Here is a 19,499-nt window from a genome sequence, read left to right as displayed (position 1 = left end):
AGGGGCTTCGAGCCATTGCTCACGTCTCCCCCTCGGCACGGCCGCCTCCCGGCTGCACGCTTCCGGGGCAGTTGTCGCGACGACGGCCGGCCCCCTTTCCGGGCGTCCGGGGGCGTGTGCCACTCGTCGGTCCGGTGCTGGGGCGCGCACCGCCCGCCGAAGCAGTGCCCGAGCGCGGACCGCCCGCCGAAGCAGTGCTGGGACGGGTACCTCCCGTCTGTGCGATGCCGGGACGGCCTCCGCCCGCCGCCGGCGTCCGGGGCCGAGGGACGCTCGCTCCGCTCCCTCGAATGTCCGCCTTCGCCGCGCGGCTGACGGCCGTACCGCCGGAGCGGGAACGGCGACGCGCGCGGGAGGCCTCCTTCCGTGCCGGTGCCGTCCCAGTGTCCTCGACCGCGGCTTCCCCGTCGCCGTCGAGCTGCCGGGTCGGCGGTCGCCCGCGGCCCCGTCGCTCCGCGCGCAGACAGCGGCGGATCGACTCCGGGTCGAGGCCCTCGTTGCAGGCCTGGTGCAGCAGTCGGGCGAAGAGATAGCCGGGATCTGCGCCAAGGGCCATGGCGAGCGCTTCCCGGGCCTCCAGGTCGTCGCCGGTGGACCAGGCGACCCAGCCGGTCAGGGTCAGTGGCGCGGCTGCGTGTTCGCCGTAGGGCCCGACGCAGCGGCGGGCCAGCGCCCGCCAGAGGCGCAGTGCCGGGGCTGCCTCGTCGCCCTCCATCCATCCGGCTGCGCGGTCGCGGGTCGCGCGGTCCTGCAGACCCAGAATCAGCGTTGCGGCTTCGTCGTGTGCGAGCAGTTCGTCGTCGCGCAGGTCCGCAATGAGCGCGCCGGACACCGGCGGGGCTTCGGCCAGACGGTGGATGATGCTCTCCGCCAGCTCGAGCGTCTCCTCGGCCACGCCCGCGCGGCCGGCGTCGTCGAGGATCCTGGGCACCAGGGCCGCGCTGGCGGTGTCCAGGGCGATCTCCTGGTCCAGGGCGGCCGCGGTCTCCCAGGGCTGCAGCCTGGCCCGCAGCTCGCGGAGCGTGCCCCGCACCTGTAGGCCGGCGTAGGTGGCCGCGGCAGCGAGCACGGACGTGCCGGGCAGTCCCATCGGCAGACCTTCGGGCGGGCAGCAGACCTCGTTGCTGCAGCAGTAGGACCAGAAGCGGCCGCCCGAGATGCACAGGGCCTCGATCACCGGGACGTCGAGCTGGCCGCACTCGACACGGAGTTTCTGGGCGAGTGGGCGCAGCCGCTCCATGACCTGCCGACCCGACTCGCCCTGCGCCGGTTCCTGGCAGAGGTAGGCGACCATCTGCTCGGGTCGCGCTCCTCGGCGTTCGCTTCCGGTCACCAGGCCCTGTGCCAACTGCCGTGCGACGCAGCCCCAGTCGTCCTCGCCGGCGGGAATGCCGAGCCGGGCCCGGCCGCCGAAGCGGCCCCGGCCGTCCCTGTCGTGCAGGGCGACGAGGACGATGCTGTCCTCGGGGCGGTACCCGAGGAGATAGGGCAGTGCGTCGGCCAGTTCGGCCGGGGTGCGCAGCGTGACCTGGTGCTCGGTGCCGTGCCTGTCGTAGGCGGTCGGGCCGGTGTGTGTCTCCGGTCCGAGAGGTCGGCCGTGGTCGCCGTGTGCGTCGCGAGGTGCGCGACCGTCACTCCCGGCAGCGGGGCCGTTTTCAGGGGATCCAGTGGTTTCGCCGTGATTCGTCATGTGCAGACGATCTCGCGGAACGCGAAGGTGCACTTTGCCCTGTGGACAAGTCGGGCCAGGGACACGTCAAGCCCCCTGATGCGCGGCTCCAACTCGCCTATCAGCAAAGGGACTTGAATGGCATGCCTCGTCCGCCCGCAGTCATACCGGCTCGGTTGCGCCAGAGGGAAGTGGTGTGCGGCGGTCGGGCAGAAGACGATGGAGTCGGAATGCCCACTTCAGGAAGGCCCGGACGCACGGCCGGGAGTCGAACTTCACGGCGAACTCAGGCTCAGCAAGGTCGGCAGACGGTCGCCGAAAGTGGCCAGCAGGACGGTTCAGCCGGTCAACAGCCCTGCGTCCCGCCGGACTGGACGGACCGCCACCATCGCTGACACGTGGAGCGCTGTCACCCGCTCCCAGTCGGCCTCCGGATCCAGCCGGTCCAGCTCGCGGTCCACCCCCTTGTACCTACGACGCAACGTAGGTTCCCTCTTCTCGGACCCGCCGCCGTTACCGACTTGGCTCCCTCCGGCAGGCAGGGTCGCCAACTCCGTTCGCGGCAAAGGCGATTGATCTCCCGCCGGCACCAGGACGCGCCGGTTCCCTGCCCAATCCGGTGGGCAGGACGGCGTACCCCGCCGGCGGAGCCGGTTCGCAGCCGGGCCGACAGCCCACCCAGCCGAGTGACATGAGATCAACTCGTCAAAGCGTTCTGCCGGAACCAGCCGAACAACACGTGCCCGCCGCGAATACACCCACGGCCCAGGACGACCCGCACTGCGATCTCCTCGCGGATCTCACCAAGTGATAGGGAGCGGCCACTGAGGTTTCCTCACGGTGGTGTCGCGAACAGAGCCGGAGACTCAGCCGGCTGCCGCGAGCACCAGCGGGAGAACCTGTTCGCCGCCTGACTGCCGCAGCAGGCGTGCGGCGACGGCGAGGGTCCAGCCGGAGTCGGTGTAGTCGTCCACGAGCAGGACAGGACCGGGAGAGGACGCCAGCGCGCCGGCCAGTTCCTCGGAGACGGAGAAGGCACCGGAGAGGGCCTTGAGGCGCTGGGCGGAATTGCTGCGTCGCACCGGATGGCCGGCGGCCGACCCGGTGTACGTCAGCGTGCCCAGGAAGGGGAGGCGGCCGATGGCCGCGATTCCCTGAGCAAGGGAAGCGACCAGGTGCGGGCGGGTCAGGGACGGCACAGCGACGACGCCTACCGGCCTGGCAGAGGCATCTGGGGCGTTCGGTGCCCAGCCGCCCGGGGAACGTGCCCAGTCGGCGAGAACCGCCACCGCGGCCTTCAGGACATCGTCGGGAACCGGACCATCGGCCGCGTTCTCCGCCAGCAGCGGGCGGAGGCGGTTGCCCCAGCCGATGTCGGACAGCCTGCCCAGGGCACGCCCGGTGGAGCACTGCTGACCGGCCGGGATACGCCCCTTGAGGTCGATGCCCAGTGCGGGCATCCCGGTCGGCCACATCCGGCGCGGCTCGATCTCGACGCCAGGGCGATCCAGCTCTTTCAGCGCTCCCGTCAGCGCCTCCTCCGAAACGGATGAATCGGCCCAGGCGCCCGCGCAGTTGTCGCACCGGCCGCACGGGGCCGCGCCCTCGTCGTCCAGCTGACGGCGCAGGAACTCCATCCGGCACTGAGACGTGCTCACGTAGTCCCGCATGGCCTGCTGCTCGGCGGCTCGTTGCCGCGCCACCCAGGCGTACCGCTCGGTGTCGTACCCCCATGGCTGCCCGGTGCTCTCCCAGCCGCCCTTGACCCGCTTGACCGCGCCGTCCACGTCGAGGACCTTCAGCATTGTCTCCAGCCGGGTGCGCCGGAGATCGACGGCCGCCTCCAGGGCCGGCACGGACAGCGGCCGGCCCGCACCGGCCAGGGCCGACAGGGTCTGGCGGACCTGCGCCTCGGGTGGAAAGGCCGTATCGGCGAAGTAGCGCCAGATCGCCTCGTCCTCCTTGCCGGGCAGCAGCAGCACATCTGCGTGCTCAACTCCGCGCCCCGCCCGGCCCACCTGCTGGTAGTACGCGATCGGCGAGGACGGCGAGCCGAGATGGACCACGAAACCGAGGTCGGGCTTGTCGAAGCCCATGCCCAGCGCCGACGTCGCGACCAGCGCCTTGACCCGGTTGGCCAGCAGATCCTCCTCGGCCTGCAACCGGTCGGCGTTCTCCGTGCGCCCCGTGTAGGAGGCCACTCGGAAGTCGCGCTGCCGCAGGTAGGCGGTGGCCTCCTCGGCAGCGGCGACCGTCAGCGTGTAGATGATGCCCGAACCCGGCAGCTCATCCAGGTACTCGGCCAGCCACGCCAGACGGTGCGCCGCATCCGGCAGCCGGACCACACCCAGCCTCAGACTCTCCCGGTCCAGCGGGCCGCGCAGCACCAGAGCCTCGCCGGCACCGGTACCCAACTGCTCGGCCACATCGGCCGTCACGCGCGCGTTGGCCGTCGCCGTCGTCGCCAGCACCGGCACGCCGGGAGCCAGTTCGGCCAGCATGGCCCGCAGACGACGGTAGTCGGGGCGGAAGTCATGGCCCCAGTCGGAGATGCAGTGCGCCTCGTCGACCACCAGGAGACCGGTCGTGGCCGCAAGCTTGGGAAGTACCTGGTCGCGGAAATCCACAGAGTTGAGGCGCTCCGGACTCACGAGGAGAACGTCGGTCTCACCGCGCTCGATCTCCTCGTAGATGGTGTCCCACTCCTCAGGGTTCGCCGAGTTGACGGTGCGGGCCTGGATACCGGCCCGCTCCGCCGCCTCGACCTGATTACGCATCAACGCCAGCAGCGGTGAGACGATCACCGTGGGACCCGATCCGCGTCGCCGCAGCAGCGCGGTGGCGACGAAGTACACCGCCGACTTGCCCCACCCGGTGCGCTGCACCACCAGGGCGCGCCTGCGCTCCTCCACCAGAGCCGCCACCGCCTGCCACTGATCCTCCCGCAGCCGTGCCGACCCCCCGGGATCACCGACGAGCTCGGCAAGCACGGCATCGGCCTCGGCGCGGAGCTCCAGATCGTCCATGTCCCCATGCAACCTCACGCCACTGACAATCGACCAATCGACTCGGCGAGACAGGGGTTCTCCAAGAGCTCTCCCGCCACACAACGATCAAGGGCGTTCAGCACGCACCTGCCGATCGCGATCACCTTCGCTGGACTCGTTCACCCAGGTCAGGACTCCAATGCCGCGTGGAACGCGAATGCGCCTCAGCCCGAGCAACCTGTCCTTGCGCCTCTCCCGCACCGGCTGCCGCCCACTCGACGTCCTCGCCCACCCAGCCCTGACTCCGGAGCAACAGCGCCCAGCGCCTCGAGGCACGCGCGCCCCGGCCCGCGTGCCCGCACACCCCGACCTACGACACTTCTCTGGACCACCTGTGCCCCAACGGTGTACGAACTCGAGGTGAACGGTCACCTCATGCGTCGCGGCAGCAAGCCCGGGGTAGGGATATAAACCACGTACCGTCAGATTCCGGTCAGTGGCGCCAATTGCTCGTTGCCGCATCCAAGTTCGACAGCAAGAATTGAACTCCGCTCCCCGCACGGCTCGTCCGTGGTCCGGTAGGGCCCTGCTGCGGTGCGCGCTCCCGAATCCGACCTCGCCCGCAGTGTGGGCGCGTAGCCGAAGGGAGGACCGTGACCTTCGGATTCGCTCCGTCCTCCGCGGCATCCACGTCGACGTCTGCCGACCTGTCCGCCGCATCCGCCAACCCTCTCGCCCGCATGCTCGAACCAGCCGAGTGGGCCGCCGCGGGAATCCCTCTGCTGCGCAACCCCCGAGAGGTCGTCAGCGGACTCCACTCCCGCCACCGCCCCAGGCCGACGACCGCGATCGTGGCCGTCCTCGACCCGGACGAACGCGTGCGTGCGAGCGCCTCGTTCACCCGCCGCCCGGCTCCGGCCGATGGCTGGATGTTCCGCAACGCGCTCCTCGCCCAGCTGCGCCGGGTCATCCCGCACGATCTGCGCCGCCGCACGCCGGTGCGCACCGCGGTGCTGATCTACTGCCGTGACGGCGACGCGCGTTGGACGGAGGAGGACGGCGCGTGGATGTGGGGCCTGCGTGACGCCTGCACACTGCACGGACTGCGCTGCGGGGCGTACATCACGCTGACCCGGGACGGCTGGCAGGTGCTCGGCGAGGGCCGTGGCGGGCGCCGCCCGAACGCGGACTCCGCGCCGGAGCCCTTCGGGATGTCCGAGGCACCTCCCCGGCTGCCGCGCACCGGCGGTGCCGCCTCGGAGGTCCTGCGCCGCGCGGCAGCTCGCTGAGGGCACCGCTCGGTCGGGCCTCGCGACGGCACGCGTCCTTGTACGCCTGGACGACAGGCGGCACGAGGACGCGCGCATACGGCGGTCAGCGCGGGCATGCCAAGCAGCCACCCGTACCCAACCGCATGCCCCCGGGGTCCTGCGCCTGGACCCCGGTCCGATGCCACGAACGACGACACCGGACACACGCACCGGCGCGTCCCGGTCTCGTGGCAGACCACGGAACCGGGCCGACGGGCACGTACAACGGGCAGCTCGGGCCGTTACCCGCGCACGCCGAAACGTCCACCGTGCCAGTGCCGCCACAGCGGCACCCTTGTGGCTCCGGCGTCCGCCAGGACGTACCGGAACCGGCTCAGACGCCCGCGCCGAGCACCGAGTTGATCTGCTGCGGGTCGCCGCAGACGATCAGCAGGGCGCCGGCCCGGCCATGGGCCAGTGGCAACGCGGTGGCGGCGGCCGAGTCGGCACCGCCGTTGACGGCGACCACGACCACAGGGCGTACGGCGGCGCGGGAGGCGACGGCGGCATCCGCGTAGAAGACGTCGTCGCCCGCGTCGTGTTGGGCCCAGTAGGAGGCTTCACCGAAGGACAGCTCGTGGGCGGCCCACGGGTGCTGTTCGCCGGTGGTGATGACCAGCACGTCGCCGGGGGACCGACCGGAGTCCAGGAGCAGGTCCACGGCCTCCTCGGCGGCGTCGAGCGCGCCTTCCACGGAGGCTGGGATCAGCTGGATCTGCGGGGCCGCCGAAGACGCGACGGGGGCTGCGGATGCAGCCGGACCGGAGGGTCCGGGCTTGGCCGCGGCCACGTCACGCGACGTACGTTGCACCGGCGGAGTGGGCCGGAGCGGACCAGGACGACCGGGCCGCGGCGGGGCCGCGGGGCGAGGACCGGGTACGGGACGGGGGGTCGGCGCGGTACGGCCACTGGCCGGAGTGGCGCGGGGACCCTGGGCACTCTCGTGAATCTGAGGCTCCTCGGGAATGAGAGGCATGAGCTGATGTTTATCAAACGTTGGTACGGCTCGCGTCGGCGGGTGGCACATGAGTGCGAGCGGAATCGTCAGAAGTCGAAGCCGAGCTGGCCCTCGATCTCCGGAACGCTTCCGTCCGCCCAGCTGCGGGCCTTCTTGAGGTGCCGCCACTGGGGCAGCGCATCAAGATACGCCCACGACAACCGGTGGTACGGGGTGGGACCCCGCTCCTCCAGTGCGGCCTTGTGCACGGGCGACGGATACCCGGCATTGTCCGCAAAACCGAAGTCTGCATGGTCGATACCCAGTTCGGCCATCATTTTGTCGCGCTGAACCTTGGCGATCACCGACGCCGCCGCGACCGCCACGCAGGACCGGTCGCCCTTGATGACCGTACGGACCTTCCAGGGCGTGCCCAGATAGTCGTGCTTCCCGTCGAGGATCACCGCGTCGGGGCGGACCGGCAGAGCCTCCAGGGCACGCACCGCCGCCAGCCGCAGCGCCGCTGTCATGCCCAGGGTGTCGATCTCCTCGTGGGACGCGTGCCCCAGGGCGTACGACGTCACCCACTTCTGCAACTCCGCGGCGAGCACGGTGCGCCGCTTGACGGTGAGCAGTTTGGAGTCGGTGAGGCCTTCAGGGGGTCGGCGCAGTCCGGTGACCGCCGCACAGACGGTGACGGGGCCGGCCCAGGCGCCGCGCCCCACCTCGTCGACACCGGCAATGATCTTCGCTCCGGTCGTTGCGCGAAGGGAGCGCTCGACGGTGTGAGTAGGTGGTTCGTACGGCATGGCGTCCTTAGCCTACGCCTCACCGATCACACGGCGACACCCCGGCTCCCCGAGCCACGCCGAGACCGTCGCCTCCCCCACTCAGTCTCCGTTCGGCCGCAGCAGCGGAACCATCAACTGGTCGATCATTTCCTCGAGATCGCGATCGCCCCATTCGCTGCCGCTCATCTTGGAGCGGTACATCATCATGGCCGGGATGGCGTCGAAGACGTAGCTGTTGGCCGCGTCGGGCCGGACCTCGTTCCGCGCTATTCCGCGGATGACGACCTCACGGAGCAGCTTGATCATGGGTTCGACGATTCCGTTGGAGATCACGTCGTGGAAGCGCTCCGCCTGAATCGGATCGCATTCGTGAATCACGGCGCGGACCGCGTAACCGGGGCGCGAGAACATCGCATCCCGCGCCTGCCGGCACAGCTGGAGCAGATCCTCGCGGACGCTGCCCAGATCGGGCGCCTCCTCGATGCGGGGCAGGCCGGCCTGCAGCGCATCGGCGACCAGGTCCTCCTTGGACGGCCAGCGGCGGTAGACCGCCGCCTTGCCGGTCTGGGCGCCGGCGGCGACGCCTTCCATGGTGAGGCCGTTCCAACCGACCGTGCTGAGCTGTTCCAGGGCGGCATCGAGGATCGCGCGTTCGAGCACGGCGCCGCGCCGACGGAGGGAGGCCGCCTGAGCGGGGGCGGCCGTCCATCGCGAGGTAACCATCTGAGTGTCTCCAGCAAGCAAGGGGAGCGGGGATTCCGGGGACGCGGGGGCGCCGCGCGGCAGCGACGGGGAAATCGCGACGCGACACCGATTTAAGTGAACGCTTGCGTTCACTATCGGGGACTCACTACGGTTGACGCGACAGTGAACGCGAGCGTTCACTAACGGCTTTGTGGGGGACCCATAGTGACAACCTCTCAGTTGATCAAGGATCAGAAACCAGGTGCGGCTCGCCGGGAAGGGCGTCCCGGCATCGCGCTCGCGGTCATCGCGGCCTGCCAACTCATGGTGGTACTCGACGCGACGATTGTGAACATCGCACTCCCGCACATTCAAGACGCGCTCAAGTTCAGCACCACCGACCTCACCTGGGTCGTCAGCGCCTACACGCTCACCTTCGGCGGCCTGCTGCTCCTGGGCGGCCGGGCCGGTGACATCCTCGGCCGCCGGCGGGTCTTCATGACCGGCATCCTGCTGTTCACCTTCGCCTCGCTGCTCGGCGGATTCGCCCAGGAACCCTGGCAGTTGCTGGCCGCACGCGTCCTGCAGGGCATGGGGGGCGCGATCGCGTCGCCCACCTCGCTGGCGCTGATCACCACGACATTCCCCGAAGGCCCCGAGCGCAACCGCGCGTTCGCCGTCTTCGCCGCCGTCTCCGCCGGAGGCGGTGCGATCGGGCTCCTGTCGGGCGGCATGCTCACCGAGTGGCTCGACTGGCGCTGGGTGTTCTTCGTCAACGTGCCCATCGGTGTGGCGATCACCCTGCTCGCCCCGCTCTACATCAGCGAGTCCGAACGGCACAGCGGTCGCTTCGACATCGCGGGCGCCGTGACCTCGACGGCAGGCATGGCCTCCCTCGTCTACGGCTTCATCCGGGCGGCTGACGACGGCTGGCGAGACGGGCTGGCCATCGGATCCTTCGGCGCCGCCGTGGTCCTGCTGGCAGCCTTCACCCTGATCGAGTCCCGGGCCAAGGAGCCGATCACCCCGCTGCGGATGTTCGCGGACCGCAATCGCTCGGGCACGTACGTGATCATGCTGAGCCTGGCCGCGGCGATGTTCGGGATGTTCTTCTACATCGTGCTCTTCGTGCAGAACGTGCTGGGGTACAGCCCGATCCAGGCCGGTCTCGCCTTCCTGCCGGTGACGGTCGTGATCGCGATCGGCGCGGGAATTTCCCAGCGGTTCCTGCCCGTCTTCGGCCCCAAGCCGTTCATGCTCACCGGCTCCGCGCTCGCGGTGGTCGGTCTCGCCTGGCAGACCCTCATCAGCTCCGACAGCTCGTACGCGGGCGGAGTCCTCGGGCCGATGCTGGTCTTCGGCCTCGGCATGGGTCTGAACTTCGTGACGCTCACGGTGACCGCGGTCTCCGGAGTCGCCCAGCACGAGGCGGGCGCGGCCTCCGGACTGCTCAACGCCACCCAGCAGGTGGGCGGCTCGCTCGGTCTGTCCATCCTGACGACGGTCTTCGGCTCGGCCAGCAAGGACGAGGCGAAGAAGCAGCTTCCGAAGTTCCTCGCCCATGGTTCGCCGGAGCAGAAGGCGGAGTTCACCAAGACGCACCAGCTGCCCGGCACCTGGGGGCACGAGGTGCTCGCCCAGGGCATCTCGACGGGCTTCGTCGCCGCCGCGGCCATGGCCGTACTCGCCCTCGGCACGGCCTGGTTGGTGATCCGGGTCCGCAGAAGCGACCTGGAGGCACTCGCCGGAACGGCGGGCCCGGGGATCGGCTGACCCGACCCCGCCCGCACAAGGATGGCCGGACCGGGTCCAGGGGACCGACGGCGAGGACGCCGGTCCGGCCATCCGCACACATCCGGCGCCGTACGACAATGACGCGAACCGCATGACCACCCCCCAGGACCCTCGTGTGTCACCTACCTGTCGCCGGCACACTCGCAGCAGGGCCGACACACGCACAACGGACGCATGGTCACGCTGAGTTCCCGATGAGCACGGAGAGTTTTCAGCGGGCGTGTCGCACCCCGTCCTGGGCGGCTCAGGCAGGCGCCACCCGGCCATCGGGCACCCAGTCCGGCAGCGTCTCCGTCCGCCCCGACCACTCCACCGGCGGCGACCCCGCCTTCCCTGCGGCGAGCACACCGCCCACGATGGCGCAGGTGGTGTCCACGTCGCCGCCGACCTGTGCGGTCGTCCAGAACGCCCGCTCGTAGTCGCCGAGGGCCCGCGCAGCCGACCAGAGGGCGAAGGGCACGGTGTCATGGGCCGACGTACGCCGTCCGCAGCCCAGCACGGCCGCGACGGTGCCCGCGTCGGCGTAGTCGAGCATGTCCCTGGCGCGGCGCAGGCCCGCGCCGACGGCGCTCTTCGGGACGAGCGCAACGACTCCGTCGAGGAGCGCCTCCGGGCTCGGCGGGCCGCTGGGAGCGGCGACCAGGGACGCGGCCGCCGCGACGGCCATGGCCCCGACGACGGCCTCGCGATGCTGGTGCGTGGGGTAGGCGGAGATCTCCGCCTGGTGGGTCGCCTGCTCGGGGTCGTCCGCGTACCAGGCGCCCAGCGGGGCGATGCGCATGGCCGCGCCATTGCCCCAGGACCCCTGGCCGTTGAAGAGCTCGGCGGCCAGCTCACGCCAGTCGCCACCCTCCCGGATCAGCCGCAGCAGACGGTTGACGGCGGGGCCGTAGCCACGGTCGAAGTCGTGGTGGTGAGCGAAGGAGAGCGCCAGGGCGTCCTGGTCGATGCGGTCGTGCGCGGCCAGAACGGCGACCACGGAGCAGGCCATTTCCGTGTCGTCGGTCCATTGCCAGGAGCCGGGCGGCAGCTCGCGGCGCTTGAGCAGCGGGTAGTTCGCCGGCACGAAGAACTGCGAGCCCAGCGCGTCCCCCACCGCCAGTCCGCGCAGGCTGGCCAGGGCGCGGTCCAGGCGCCCGTGGGAGGAGGAGTCAAGGGTCATCGCTCTGCCACTCTATCCGGTGATCCCGTACGACTCCGGGTCCCGCCAGCGTTCGAAGGGCCGGTCGAGCTGGTACTTGCCGTCGTCCCCGAGAACGAGCATCCGCATCTCCGCGTTCCCGGGATTCGACAGCGACTCGAATTCCGCGACCGTCCAGTGGAACCAGCGCATGCAGAACAGCCGCATGGCGAGGCCGTGGGTCACGATCAGCACGTTCGACGGGTGGTCCGGAGCCTCGAAGCTGCGGTACAGGCTCTCCAGGAAGCCACCGACCCGGTCGTAGACGTCGGCGCCGGACTCGCCCTGGGCGAAGCGGTAGAAGAAGTGGCCGTACGCGTCCCGGTAGGCCTTCTGGAGGCGTACGTCGTCGCGGTCCTGCCAGTTTCCCCAGTCCTGCTCGCGCAGCCGGGGCTCCTCGCGCACGCGTATGAGGTCGGGGTCGAGGTGGAAGGCCCGCAGGGTCTCGTGGGTGCGGCGGTACGGGGAGACGTACACGCTGATCCGCTCGCGGCCGAACACCTCACGCAGGCGTTTGCCGGTCTCCTCCGCCTGCTGCCAGCCGCGCTCGGTCAGCGCGAGGGCGTGGTCGGGTTCACGCTCGTAGACGGTGTCATCAACATTGCCCGTTGACTCCCCGTGCCGGACAAGGACGATGCGCCGTGGTCGTGCCATGTCCAAAACCCTAGATCGTGTGACGGCCGATCGAGCACTCGTACGGGCTCCATACGGTGTAGGTCACACATTTCCTGCACCACAGGCCACATCGGGGCGCTCGGTCAACGCGTCCCGTTCTCAGACGATCCAGGTCGGCTCGAGCGCGACGATGTCGCCCGTGAGGGCCGCGACGTCCGCCTCGATCTGGGCCCGCAGGGCGAGCCGCTCCACCCGCTCGGTGCGGTATTTGCCATGCTCGGCTGCCGACCGCCACATCGACAGCACCAGGAACTCGTGTCCGGGCGCCTCGCCGAACAACCCCCGGATCATCCCCGGGGAGCCGGCCATGGCGGGGTTCCAGACCTTCTCCTGCATCAGGGTGAAGTGCTCGGCGCGCTCCTCGTGCACGCGGCACAGCGCGACCCTCACCAGGTCGGCGTCCGTGAAGCGCGGTTCGAAACCGGTCTTCACGTCGAACCGGTAGTCGAAGAGCTTGACCTGGGCATCCTTGAACGTGCCCGACTGGGACGCGGCCAGCCGATCGTGGGAGCGGGCCATGAAGGAGTCGTAGAAGGAACGGCTCTCCCAGAAGGAGAAGATGTGCGCCACCCCCGGTCGCCCACGGCTCCAGCCGCCGCCCTGTCCCCGAAACCCCGGCTCCCCCAGAAGCCCCGCCCACTTTCGCTGCCCCCGCTCGAAACCGCGGCGGTCCACCACGGTGCAGCGAATCCACTTGACCAGCACCGCGCCATCGTAAGGCCACGGAGCGTGGCGCCGGTCACGCTCCGGCGGACAGCTCCGGCGCACACCTCCACGCGCACGTGGCAGGATGGACAACAGGCCCAGTCCGTCGTGCAGTTCGGGCCGGACAGGGGCACACGGGGAGACGGGGAAGGGGAGGTCCGGTGACCGGCATCAACAAGGGGATCCGCAAGGTCGAGGTCGCGATCAAGTGGGACCCCAGTCCGGCGGGAGAGGCGGCCACCGATCTCGACATCGTCGCCGCCACCTATCCGGCGGGCGCCGCTTACGGCGATCCCGCCTATGTGGTGCACTTCGACAGCCGTTCCCCCGACGGCACGATCTACCTCAACCGGGACAGCAAGGACGGCAAGGGCTTCGGCTGGGACGAGGTCATGACACTGGAGCTCGAGCGGCTCAGCGAACGGTACGCGCGCGTGGTGGTCGGCGTCGTCATCCAGCAGCGCTCGACGCACCGGACCTTCGTCGGCGTGATCAACCCGGGGCTGCGCATCCGGGAGGGCTACACCGTCCTGGCCGAGGACGACTTCGGCGACGTCCTCGGGGCCACGGCGGCGACGATCGGGGAGTTCCTACGCGACGAGTCCGGCGAGTGGACGTTCCGTCCCGGGATCCACGGCTTCGAGGACGACCCGGCGACGTTCACCCGCGACATGGGCCGGGCGCACCAGCCCTGACGTCCGGTCAGCCGGCGGTCCATCCCGGGACCGTCGGCAGCACCTTCTCGGCGACGCGGAACAGGGCCGCGTCGTCGGGCGTCGCGAAGTCCTGTCGCCAGATGGAGACTTCGAAGTAGCCGCCCCCGTCCTTCGCGTCCCGGGCGACCAGCAGGCTGCGGGCGATGCCGCCGGGGCCGCTGTCGGCCTTGGCCTTGCCGCTGCCGAGGTTGAAGCTCAGGGCGATGGTCCGGTCCGAGTAGACGACCGCCGGATGCCCGAGCACCGTCTGCGTCTCCGCGCCGGTGCCCAGGAGGTCGGCCATGTCGGCCACGCCGAGATCGTCGTCGGATGCCGAGAGCCTCAGGGAGTACGTCTTCAGGTCGACGTCCGCCTCGGGGGTGGTGCTCTTCGTGCCGTCGGCGGAGGTGAACGTGCTCTCGTTCCCGTCGGCGGTCTGCGCGTACTCGTCCGGTGTGCCGAGCAGCACGGGCAGGTCCGGGCGGTTGAGCGCCGTGCAGAGCTGGGCGCCCGAGACAGGCTTCGACGGCTTGGTGTCGTGCGTGGTCGTGCAGGCGGCCGGCCCGCGGTCGGCGGACGCCTTCGAGTCCAGGTCCAGAGCCCACAGGAGGCCCGCGAGGCCCCCTACCACCACGATCGCGGCCATCACCTGAGCCGCCGCGTTCATGGACTTCTCGGGCTCGCTCGTTGCCTTCTTGGAGTCGGCGAAATCGTCGACCATGTCCCCCACGTTCCCCACCCTGCCGTTCGCGCCGGTCGTGCGCGGGGGGAGCCTAGCCTGTGATCGTCCTGTGGGGGAACAAGTTTTCGCATTGGAGTGAAAGCCGAGGACGGCGGAGCCATGGATCGCTCCGCCGCCCTCAACAGCTGGTTCACTGCGAGCGTCAGCTGCAGCCGCTGGTCGAGCCGCAGCCCTCGCAGATGTAGCAGGAACCGGCCCGCTGCATCTTCGTACCGCACGAGAAGCACAGCGGGGCGTCGGCCTGGATGCCCAGCTGCATCTCCACCAGTTCGGCGCTGGTGTGGGCCTGCTTCGGGGCGGGCTTGGCCGCCTCGACCTCGACACGCGGCGTGGCCACGGCCTTCAGCTCCTGGGTACGCGGCGCCGACTGGGCCAGGCCCTCGACGTCGACCTCGTCATCGGAGGGCTCGTACGAGCCGGTCTCCAGGTGACGCTGACGCTCCTCGGCGGAGTGGATGCCGAGCGCGGAGCGCGTCTCGAAGGGCAGGAAGTCCAGCGCCAGGCGGCGGAAGATGTAGTCGACGATCGACTGCGCCATCCGCACATCCGGGTCGTCCGTCATACCGGCCGGCTCGAAGCGCATGTTGGTGAACTTCGAGACGTACGTCTCCAGCGGGACGCCGTATTGGAGGCCGACGGAGACTGCGATGGAGAAGGCGTCCATCATGCCCGCGAGGGTGGACCCCTGCTTGGACATCTTCAGGAAGACCTCGCCGAGACCGTCGTCCGGGTAGGAGTTGGCGGTCATGTAGCCCTCGGCGCCACCGACCGTGAAGGACGTCGTGATGCCCGGGCGGCCCTTCGGGAGGCGCTTGCGGACCGGGCGGTACTCGATGACCTTCTCGACCGTCTCGCGGATGGTCGCCTCGGCCTTCTCCGTGACCTCGACCTTCTCCTTCTCCTTGGTCTTGGCGGAGAGCGGCTGGCCGACCTTGCAGTTGTCACGGTAGATCGCGAGCGCCTTGATGCCGAGCTTCCAGGCCTCGAAGTAGATTTCCTCGACCTCCTCGACGGTCGCCGTCTCCGGCATGTTGACCGTCTTGGAGATGGCGCCGGAGATCCACGGCTGGATCGCGGCCATCATGCGGACGTGGCCCATCGGGGAGATGGCGCGCTCGCCCATGGCGCAGTCGAAGACCTCGTAGTGCTCGTGCTTGAGGCCGGGGGCGTCGATCACATTGCCGTTGTCGGCGATGTGGGCGACGATCGCCTCGATCTGCTCCTCCTGGTAGCCCAGGCGGCGCAGGGCCTGCGGGACCGTGCCGTTGACGATCTGCATCGAGCCGCCGCCGACCAGCTTCTTGAACTTCACCAGCGCCAGGTCGGGTTCGACACCGGTGGTGTCGCAGGACATCGCCAGACCGATGGTGCCGGTCGGGGCGAGGACGGACGCCTGGGAGTTACGGAAACCGTTCTTCTCGCCGAGGCGCAGCACGTCCTGCCAGGCCTCCGTGGCGGCGGCCCACACGGGGGTGTCCAGGTCGTCCACGCGGGGGGCCACGGCGTTGGCGTCGGCGTGCTGCTTCATGACGCGGTTGTGGGCGCTCGCGTTGCGCGCGTAGCCGTCGTACGGGCCGACGACCGCGGAGAGTTCGGCCGAACGCTTGTACGCCGTACCCGTCATCAGGGAGGTGATGGCACCGGCGAGGGCGCGGCCGCCCTCGGAGTCATAGGCGTGGCCGGTCGCCATCAGCAGCGCGCCAAGGTTGGCGTAGCCGATGCCGAGCTGGCGGAACGCTCGCGTGTTGTCGCCGATCTTCTGGGTCGGGAAGTCCGCGAAGCAGATGGAGATGTCCATCGCGGTGATGACCAGCTCGACGACCTTCGCGAAGCGCTCGACCTCGAAGGACTGGCTGCCCTTGCCGTCGTCCTTCAGGAACTTCATCAGGTTCAGCGAGGCGAGGTTGCAGGACGTGTTGTCCAGGTGCATGTACTCACTGCAGGGGTTCGAGCCGTTGATCCGGCCGGACTCCGGGCAGGTGTGCCAGTGGTTGATGACGTTGTCGTACTGGATGCCCGGGTCGGCGCAGGCCCAGGCGGCCTCCGCCATCTTTCGGAACAGGGCCTTGGCATCGACCTCTTCGATGACCTCGCCGGTCATCCGCGCGCGCAGGCCGAACTTGCCGCCCTCCTCGACCGCCTGCATGAACTCGTCGTTCACCCGGACGGAGTTGTTGGCGTTCTGGTACTGGACGGAGGTGATGTCATCGCCGCCCAGGTCCATGTCGAAGCCCGCGTCGCGCAGGGCGCGGATCTTCTCCTCCTCCTTCACCTTGGTCTCGATGAAGCCATCGATGTCGGGGTGGTCGACGTCCAGGATGACCATCTTGGCGGCGCGGCGGGTGGCACCACCGGACTTGATGGTTCCGGCGGAGGCGTCGGCACCGCGCATGAAGGAGACCGGGCCGGAGGCGTTGCCACCGGAGGACAGCAGCTCCTTGGAGGAGCGGATGCGGGAGAGGTTCAGGCCGGCACCGGAGCCGCCCTTGAAGATCATGCCCTCTTCCTTGTACCAGTCGAGGATCGACTCCATGGAGTCGTCGACGGACAGGATGAAGCAGGCGGAGACCTGCTGGGGCTGCGGCGTACCGACGTTGAACCAGACGGGGCTGTTGAAGCTGAAGATCTGGTGCAGGAGGGCGTACGCCAGCTCGTGCTCGAAGATCTCGGCGTCGGCGGGCGAGGCGAAGTACTTGTGGTCCTCGCCGGCCTTCCGGTACGTCTTCACGATGCGGTCGATGAGCTGCTTCAGGCTCACCTCGCGCTGCGGGGTGCCCACGGCACCGCGGAAGTACTTGCTGGTGACGATGTTGACCGCGTTCACCGACCAGAAGTCGGGGAACTCGACGCCGCGCTGCTCGAAGTTGACCGAGCCGTCGCGCCAGTTGGTCATGACGACGTCACGGCGCTCCCAGGCCACCTCGTCGTACGGGTGCACGCCGGGGGTGGTGTGGATGCGCTCGATACGCAGTCCCTTGGTCGCCTTGGTGCCCTTGGCGCGGGAACTCCGTGCCGGACCGCTCGCCGTCTCTGTCATGCCGCCTCCCTGTACGGGCTAAAACGCCCTGAAGTGCCACGATGTTCCCGAGGCACGGTGTTCTGTCTGGTGTTGCGGGCACCCAGTCACTCTCGCCCGCAACAGGTCTTCGATCGCCGCCGAACCGGCCGGACCCGGGGTCTCCGCCCGGTTTCCGGCCCGCCGATCAGTCGGCGGCGTGGGCGGGCTCGGGGACCTGGACGGTCCCCCCTCCTGGCCCGCCGTCGTCCTCCTGGCTCCCCGCGACAGCGTCCGCACGGTCGTCGTCGTCCGCGGCTGCGCGTCGGGGCTCGTCCCTGAGTTCCGCGATGGCCGCCTCGAAGTCATCGAGCGAGTCGAACGCCCGGTAGACGGAGGCGAATCGCAGATACGCGACGAGATCGAGCTCCTGCAACGGGCCGAGTATGGCCAGCCCTACGTCGTGGGTGGTCAACTCGGCGCTCCCGGTGGCCCGCACCGCCTCCTCGACCCGCTGGCCGAGTTGGGCGAGTGCGTCCTCGGTGACAGGCCGTCCCTGGCATGCCTTGCGCACGCCGTTGATGACCTTCGTACGGCTGAAAGGCTCGGTGACTCCGGACCGCTTGACCACCATGAGCGAGCACGTCTCCACGGTCGTGAAACGACGGGAGCAGTCTGGGCACTGGCGGCGCCGGCGGATCGACGTGCCGTCGTCGGTCGTACGACTGTCGACGACGCGGCTGTCGGGGTGCCTGCAGAAGGGGCAGTGCATGAACTCCAACCCTCCTCACAGCAGCATCAATAGCCTCGTTGGGCCTCTTGGGCCCCTCGAAGCAGTCCCAAGCATAGGCGATGGCCAGGGGTCCGGAGACCCGGGGGACCACAACTTCTGGGCTGTTGCTGCAATCCAAGCACTACATGTAGGGATTGGCCCATACAGACACGCCGTACGCGTGCGTGCCGCGCATATTGGCATGTGCCACGCGACCACGAAGGCGCACGGAACGCACACGCGCACAGCCGTACCGTTACGGCACATACGGAGATACCGTGAGCGCCACAAGGAGAGGGCGTGCGACTCCCGCACAGATGGGGGCCGGTTCCCGGTTGACGGGATGCCGGATGGCAGACTGGGTCAACAACCCACGAGGTCGTCACCCCGGCGGTGAAGAGTACAACAATGGGCCCCTTTGTCCGCCAGGTAGCGCGTTAGCCATACACCCAGACACATGATCAAGTACGGAGATCCGCGTTTTTTCACTCGAACGTGTGTTTGGCGCAACCTTTCGAAAGCAACTACCGTTGTCCAGCAGGGAGACCATCGAGAGGGGCCGACGTGACCACCACCGCAGACAGTGCCACCATCACTGCCCAGGACCGCTCCCAGGGCCGACTCGAGCCGGTGCATGCGATGAACGAAGCCGTGAATCCCGAGGGGCACAAGCGCTCCCTGCCGGGCCGACCTCCAGGCATCCGGGCGGACAGCTCCGGACTTACCGACCGGCAGCGGCGGGTGATCGAGGTCATCCGGGACTCCGTGCAGCGGCGCGGCTACCCGCCGTCCATGCGGGAGATCGGGCAGGCCGTCGGCCTCTCCAGCACCTCCTCGGTCGCACACCAGCTGATGGCACTGGAACGCAAGGGCTTCCTGCGCCGCGACCCGCACCGCCCGCGCGCGTACGAGGTGCGCGGCTCGGACCAGGGCGCCTCCGTGCAGCCCACCGACACCGCGGGCAAGCCCGCCGCGTCGTACGTTCCGCTGGTCGGCCGCATCGCCGCCGGTGGTCCGATCCTCGCCGAGGAGTCGGTCGAGGATGTCTTCCCTCTCCCCCGCCAACTGGTCGGTGACGGCGAGCTGTTCGTCCTCAAGGTCGTCGGCGACTCGATGATCGAGGCCGCGATCTGCGACGGCGACTGGGTCACGGTCCGCCGCCAGCCCGTCGCCGAGAACGGCGACATCGTCGCCGCGATGCTCGACGGCGAAGCCACCGTCAAGCGCTTCAAGCGCGAGGACGGCCATGTCTGGCTCCTCCCGCACAACTCCGCCTACGAGCCGATCCCCGGCGACGACGCGACCATCCTCGGCAAGGTGGTGGCGGTGCTGCGGCGCGTGTGACGGCCTAGGCGGGCGGTTCCTCGTGGGTACCGCCCTCAGACCGGGCCCCGGGACCCCTGCGCCGGTTCCGGGGCCCTGTGCTGTCCGGCCCCGGCGGCAGGTGGTTCGGGATCAGGGGTTGGCCTGGCGCGGCGCCGCGCCCAGACCTTCGAGCGGCTCTTCGCGTCGTTCATCAACCAGGGCCCCACCTACATACAGCAGTGGATGGCCAACACCTCG

The 19,499-nt window shown here is 69.5% G+C and carries 15 protein-coding genes; 4 read left to right on the top strand and 11 right to left on the bottom strand.

Features of this window, described 5'->3' with window-relative positions:
• Nucleotides 1-19: 19 nt before the first annotated feature.
• Together ACWC09_RS30820 and ACWC09_RS30815 are read right to left on the bottom strand one after the other, a co-directional pair.
• Complete coding sequence (locus ACWC09_RS30820; protein ID WP_450854184.1) at nucleotides 20-1,690, bottom strand: DUF4192 family protein; 1,671 nt, start codon at nucleotides 1,688-1,690, stop codon at nucleotides 20-22.
• Nucleotides 1,691-2,535: 845 nt separating this feature from the next.
• Nucleotides 2,536-4,695 carry a RecQ family ATP-dependent DNA helicase gene (locus ACWC09_RS30815; RefSeq protein ID WP_450854183.1) on the bottom strand — a complete coding sequence of 720 codons (2,160 nt, stop codon included), beginning with the start codon at nucleotides 4,693-4,695 and terminating at the stop codon, nucleotides 2,536-2,538.
• 614 nt (nucleotides 4,696-5,309) lie between these two features.
• Here ACWC09_RS30815 and ACWC09_RS30810 point away from each other — a divergent pair.
• A complete protein-coding gene (locus ACWC09_RS30810; protein ID WP_450854182.1) occupies nucleotides 5,310-5,945 on the top strand; it encodes a hypothetical protein in 636 nt (211 codons plus the stop codon).
• Between the two features lie 355 nt (nucleotides 5,946-6,300).
• Here ACWC09_RS30810 and ACWC09_RS30805 read toward each other — a convergent pair whose 3' ends face one another.
• The 3 genes from ACWC09_RS30805 to ACWC09_RS30795 form a co-directional block, all read right to left on the bottom strand.
• Nucleotides 6,301-6,942: a hypothetical protein gene (locus ACWC09_RS30805; RefSeq protein ID WP_450854181.1), complete on the bottom strand. Its 642-nt coding sequence runs from the start codon at nucleotides 6,940-6,942 to the stop codon at nucleotides 6,301-6,303.
• A gap of 68 nt (nucleotides 6,943-7,010) precedes the next feature.
• The gene (locus tag ACWC09_RS30800; protein ID WP_450854180.1) at nucleotides 7,011-7,712 is read right to left on the bottom strand and encodes a ribonuclease HII; all 702 of its coding nucleotides are present in this window, start codon (nucleotides 7,710-7,712) and stop codon (nucleotides 7,011-7,013) included.
• 81 nt (nucleotides 7,713-7,793) lie between these two features.
• Nucleotides 7,794-8,417 (bottom strand): TetR/AcrR family transcriptional regulator, encoded by a 624-nt coding sequence (locus tag ACWC09_RS30795; protein WP_450854179.1) that lies wholly within the window; start codon nucleotides 8,415-8,417, stop codon nucleotides 7,794-7,796.
• 186 nt (nucleotides 8,418-8,603) lie between these two features.
• Here ACWC09_RS30795 and ACWC09_RS30790 point away from each other — a divergent pair, with 186 nt between their 5' ends.
• Entirely contained in the window at nucleotides 8,604-10,151 is a 1,548-nt protein-coding gene (locus ACWC09_RS30790; RefSeq protein WP_450854178.1) for an MFS transporter, read from the top strand.
• A 265-nt stretch (nucleotides 10,152-10,416) separates the two neighbouring features.
• Here the strand turns inward: ACWC09_RS30790 and ACWC09_RS30785 are convergent, their stop codons facing one another.
• From ACWC09_RS30785 to ACWC09_RS30775, 3 genes are all read right to left on the bottom strand, one after another.
• Entirely contained in the window at nucleotides 10,417-11,334 is a 918-nt protein-coding gene (locus ACWC09_RS30785; RefSeq protein WP_450854177.1) for an ADP-ribosylglycohydrolase family protein, read from the bottom strand.
• Nucleotides 11,335-11,346: 12 nt separating this feature from the next.
• On the bottom strand, nucleotides 11,347-12,006 hold the full coding sequence (locus tag ACWC09_RS30780; protein ID WP_450854176.1) for a histidine phosphatase family protein: 660 nt from the start codon (nucleotides 12,004-12,006) through the stop codon (nucleotides 11,347-11,349).
• A gap of 120 nt (nucleotides 12,007-12,126) precedes the next feature.
• The gene (locus ACWC09_RS30775) at nucleotides 12,127-12,732 is read right to left on the bottom strand and encodes a YdbC family protein (RefSeq protein WP_450854175.1); all 606 of its coding nucleotides are present in this window, start codon (nucleotides 12,730-12,732) and stop codon (nucleotides 12,127-12,129) included.
• 161 nt (nucleotides 12,733-12,893) lie between these two features.
• On the opposite strand from ACWC09_RS30775, the gene ACWC09_RS30770 reads away from it, so the two are divergent.
• Nucleotides 12,894-13,427 (top strand): TerD family protein, encoded by a 534-nt coding sequence (locus tag ACWC09_RS30770; RefSeq protein WP_450854174.1) that lies wholly within the window; start codon nucleotides 12,894-12,896, stop codon nucleotides 13,425-13,427.
• A 7-nt stretch (nucleotides 13,428-13,434) separates the two neighbouring features.
• On the opposite strand, the gene ACWC09_RS30765 is transcribed toward ACWC09_RS30770, so the two are convergent.
• The 3 genes from ACWC09_RS30765 to nrdR form a co-directional block, all read right to left on the bottom strand.
• A complete protein-coding gene (locus ACWC09_RS30765) occupies nucleotides 13,435-14,148 on the bottom strand; it encodes a DUF6215 domain-containing protein (RefSeq protein WP_450854173.1) in 714 nt (237 codons plus the stop codon).
• 163 nt (nucleotides 14,149-14,311) lie between these two features.
• Nucleotides 14,312-17,206 (bottom strand): vitamin B12-dependent ribonucleotide reductase, encoded by a 2,895-nt coding sequence (locus tag ACWC09_RS30760; RefSeq protein WP_450854172.1) that lies wholly within the window; start codon nucleotides 17,204-17,206, stop codon nucleotides 14,312-14,314.
• 166 nt (nucleotides 17,207-17,372) lie between these two features.
• Nucleotides 17,373-17,936: a transcriptional regulator NrdR gene (nrdR, locus tag ACWC09_RS30755; RefSeq protein WP_450854171.1), complete on the bottom strand. Its 564-nt coding sequence runs from the start codon at nucleotides 17,934-17,936 to the stop codon at nucleotides 17,373-17,375.
• A gap of 564 nt (nucleotides 17,937-18,500) precedes the next feature.
• On the opposite strand from nrdR, the gene lexA reads away from it, so the two are divergent.
• Nucleotides 18,501-19,280 (top strand): transcriptional repressor LexA, encoded by a 780-nt coding sequence (gene lexA, locus ACWC09_RS30750; protein ID WP_352382363.1) that lies wholly within the window; start codon nucleotides 18,501-18,503, stop codon nucleotides 19,278-19,280.
• Nucleotides 19,281-19,499 lie beyond the last annotated feature (219 nt).

This window comes from Streptomyces sp. NPDC001617 (assembly GCF_053596855.1).
Note: the sequence above shows the minus strand (reverse complement) of the source record. Positions and strands in the feature narration are given on the sequence as shown.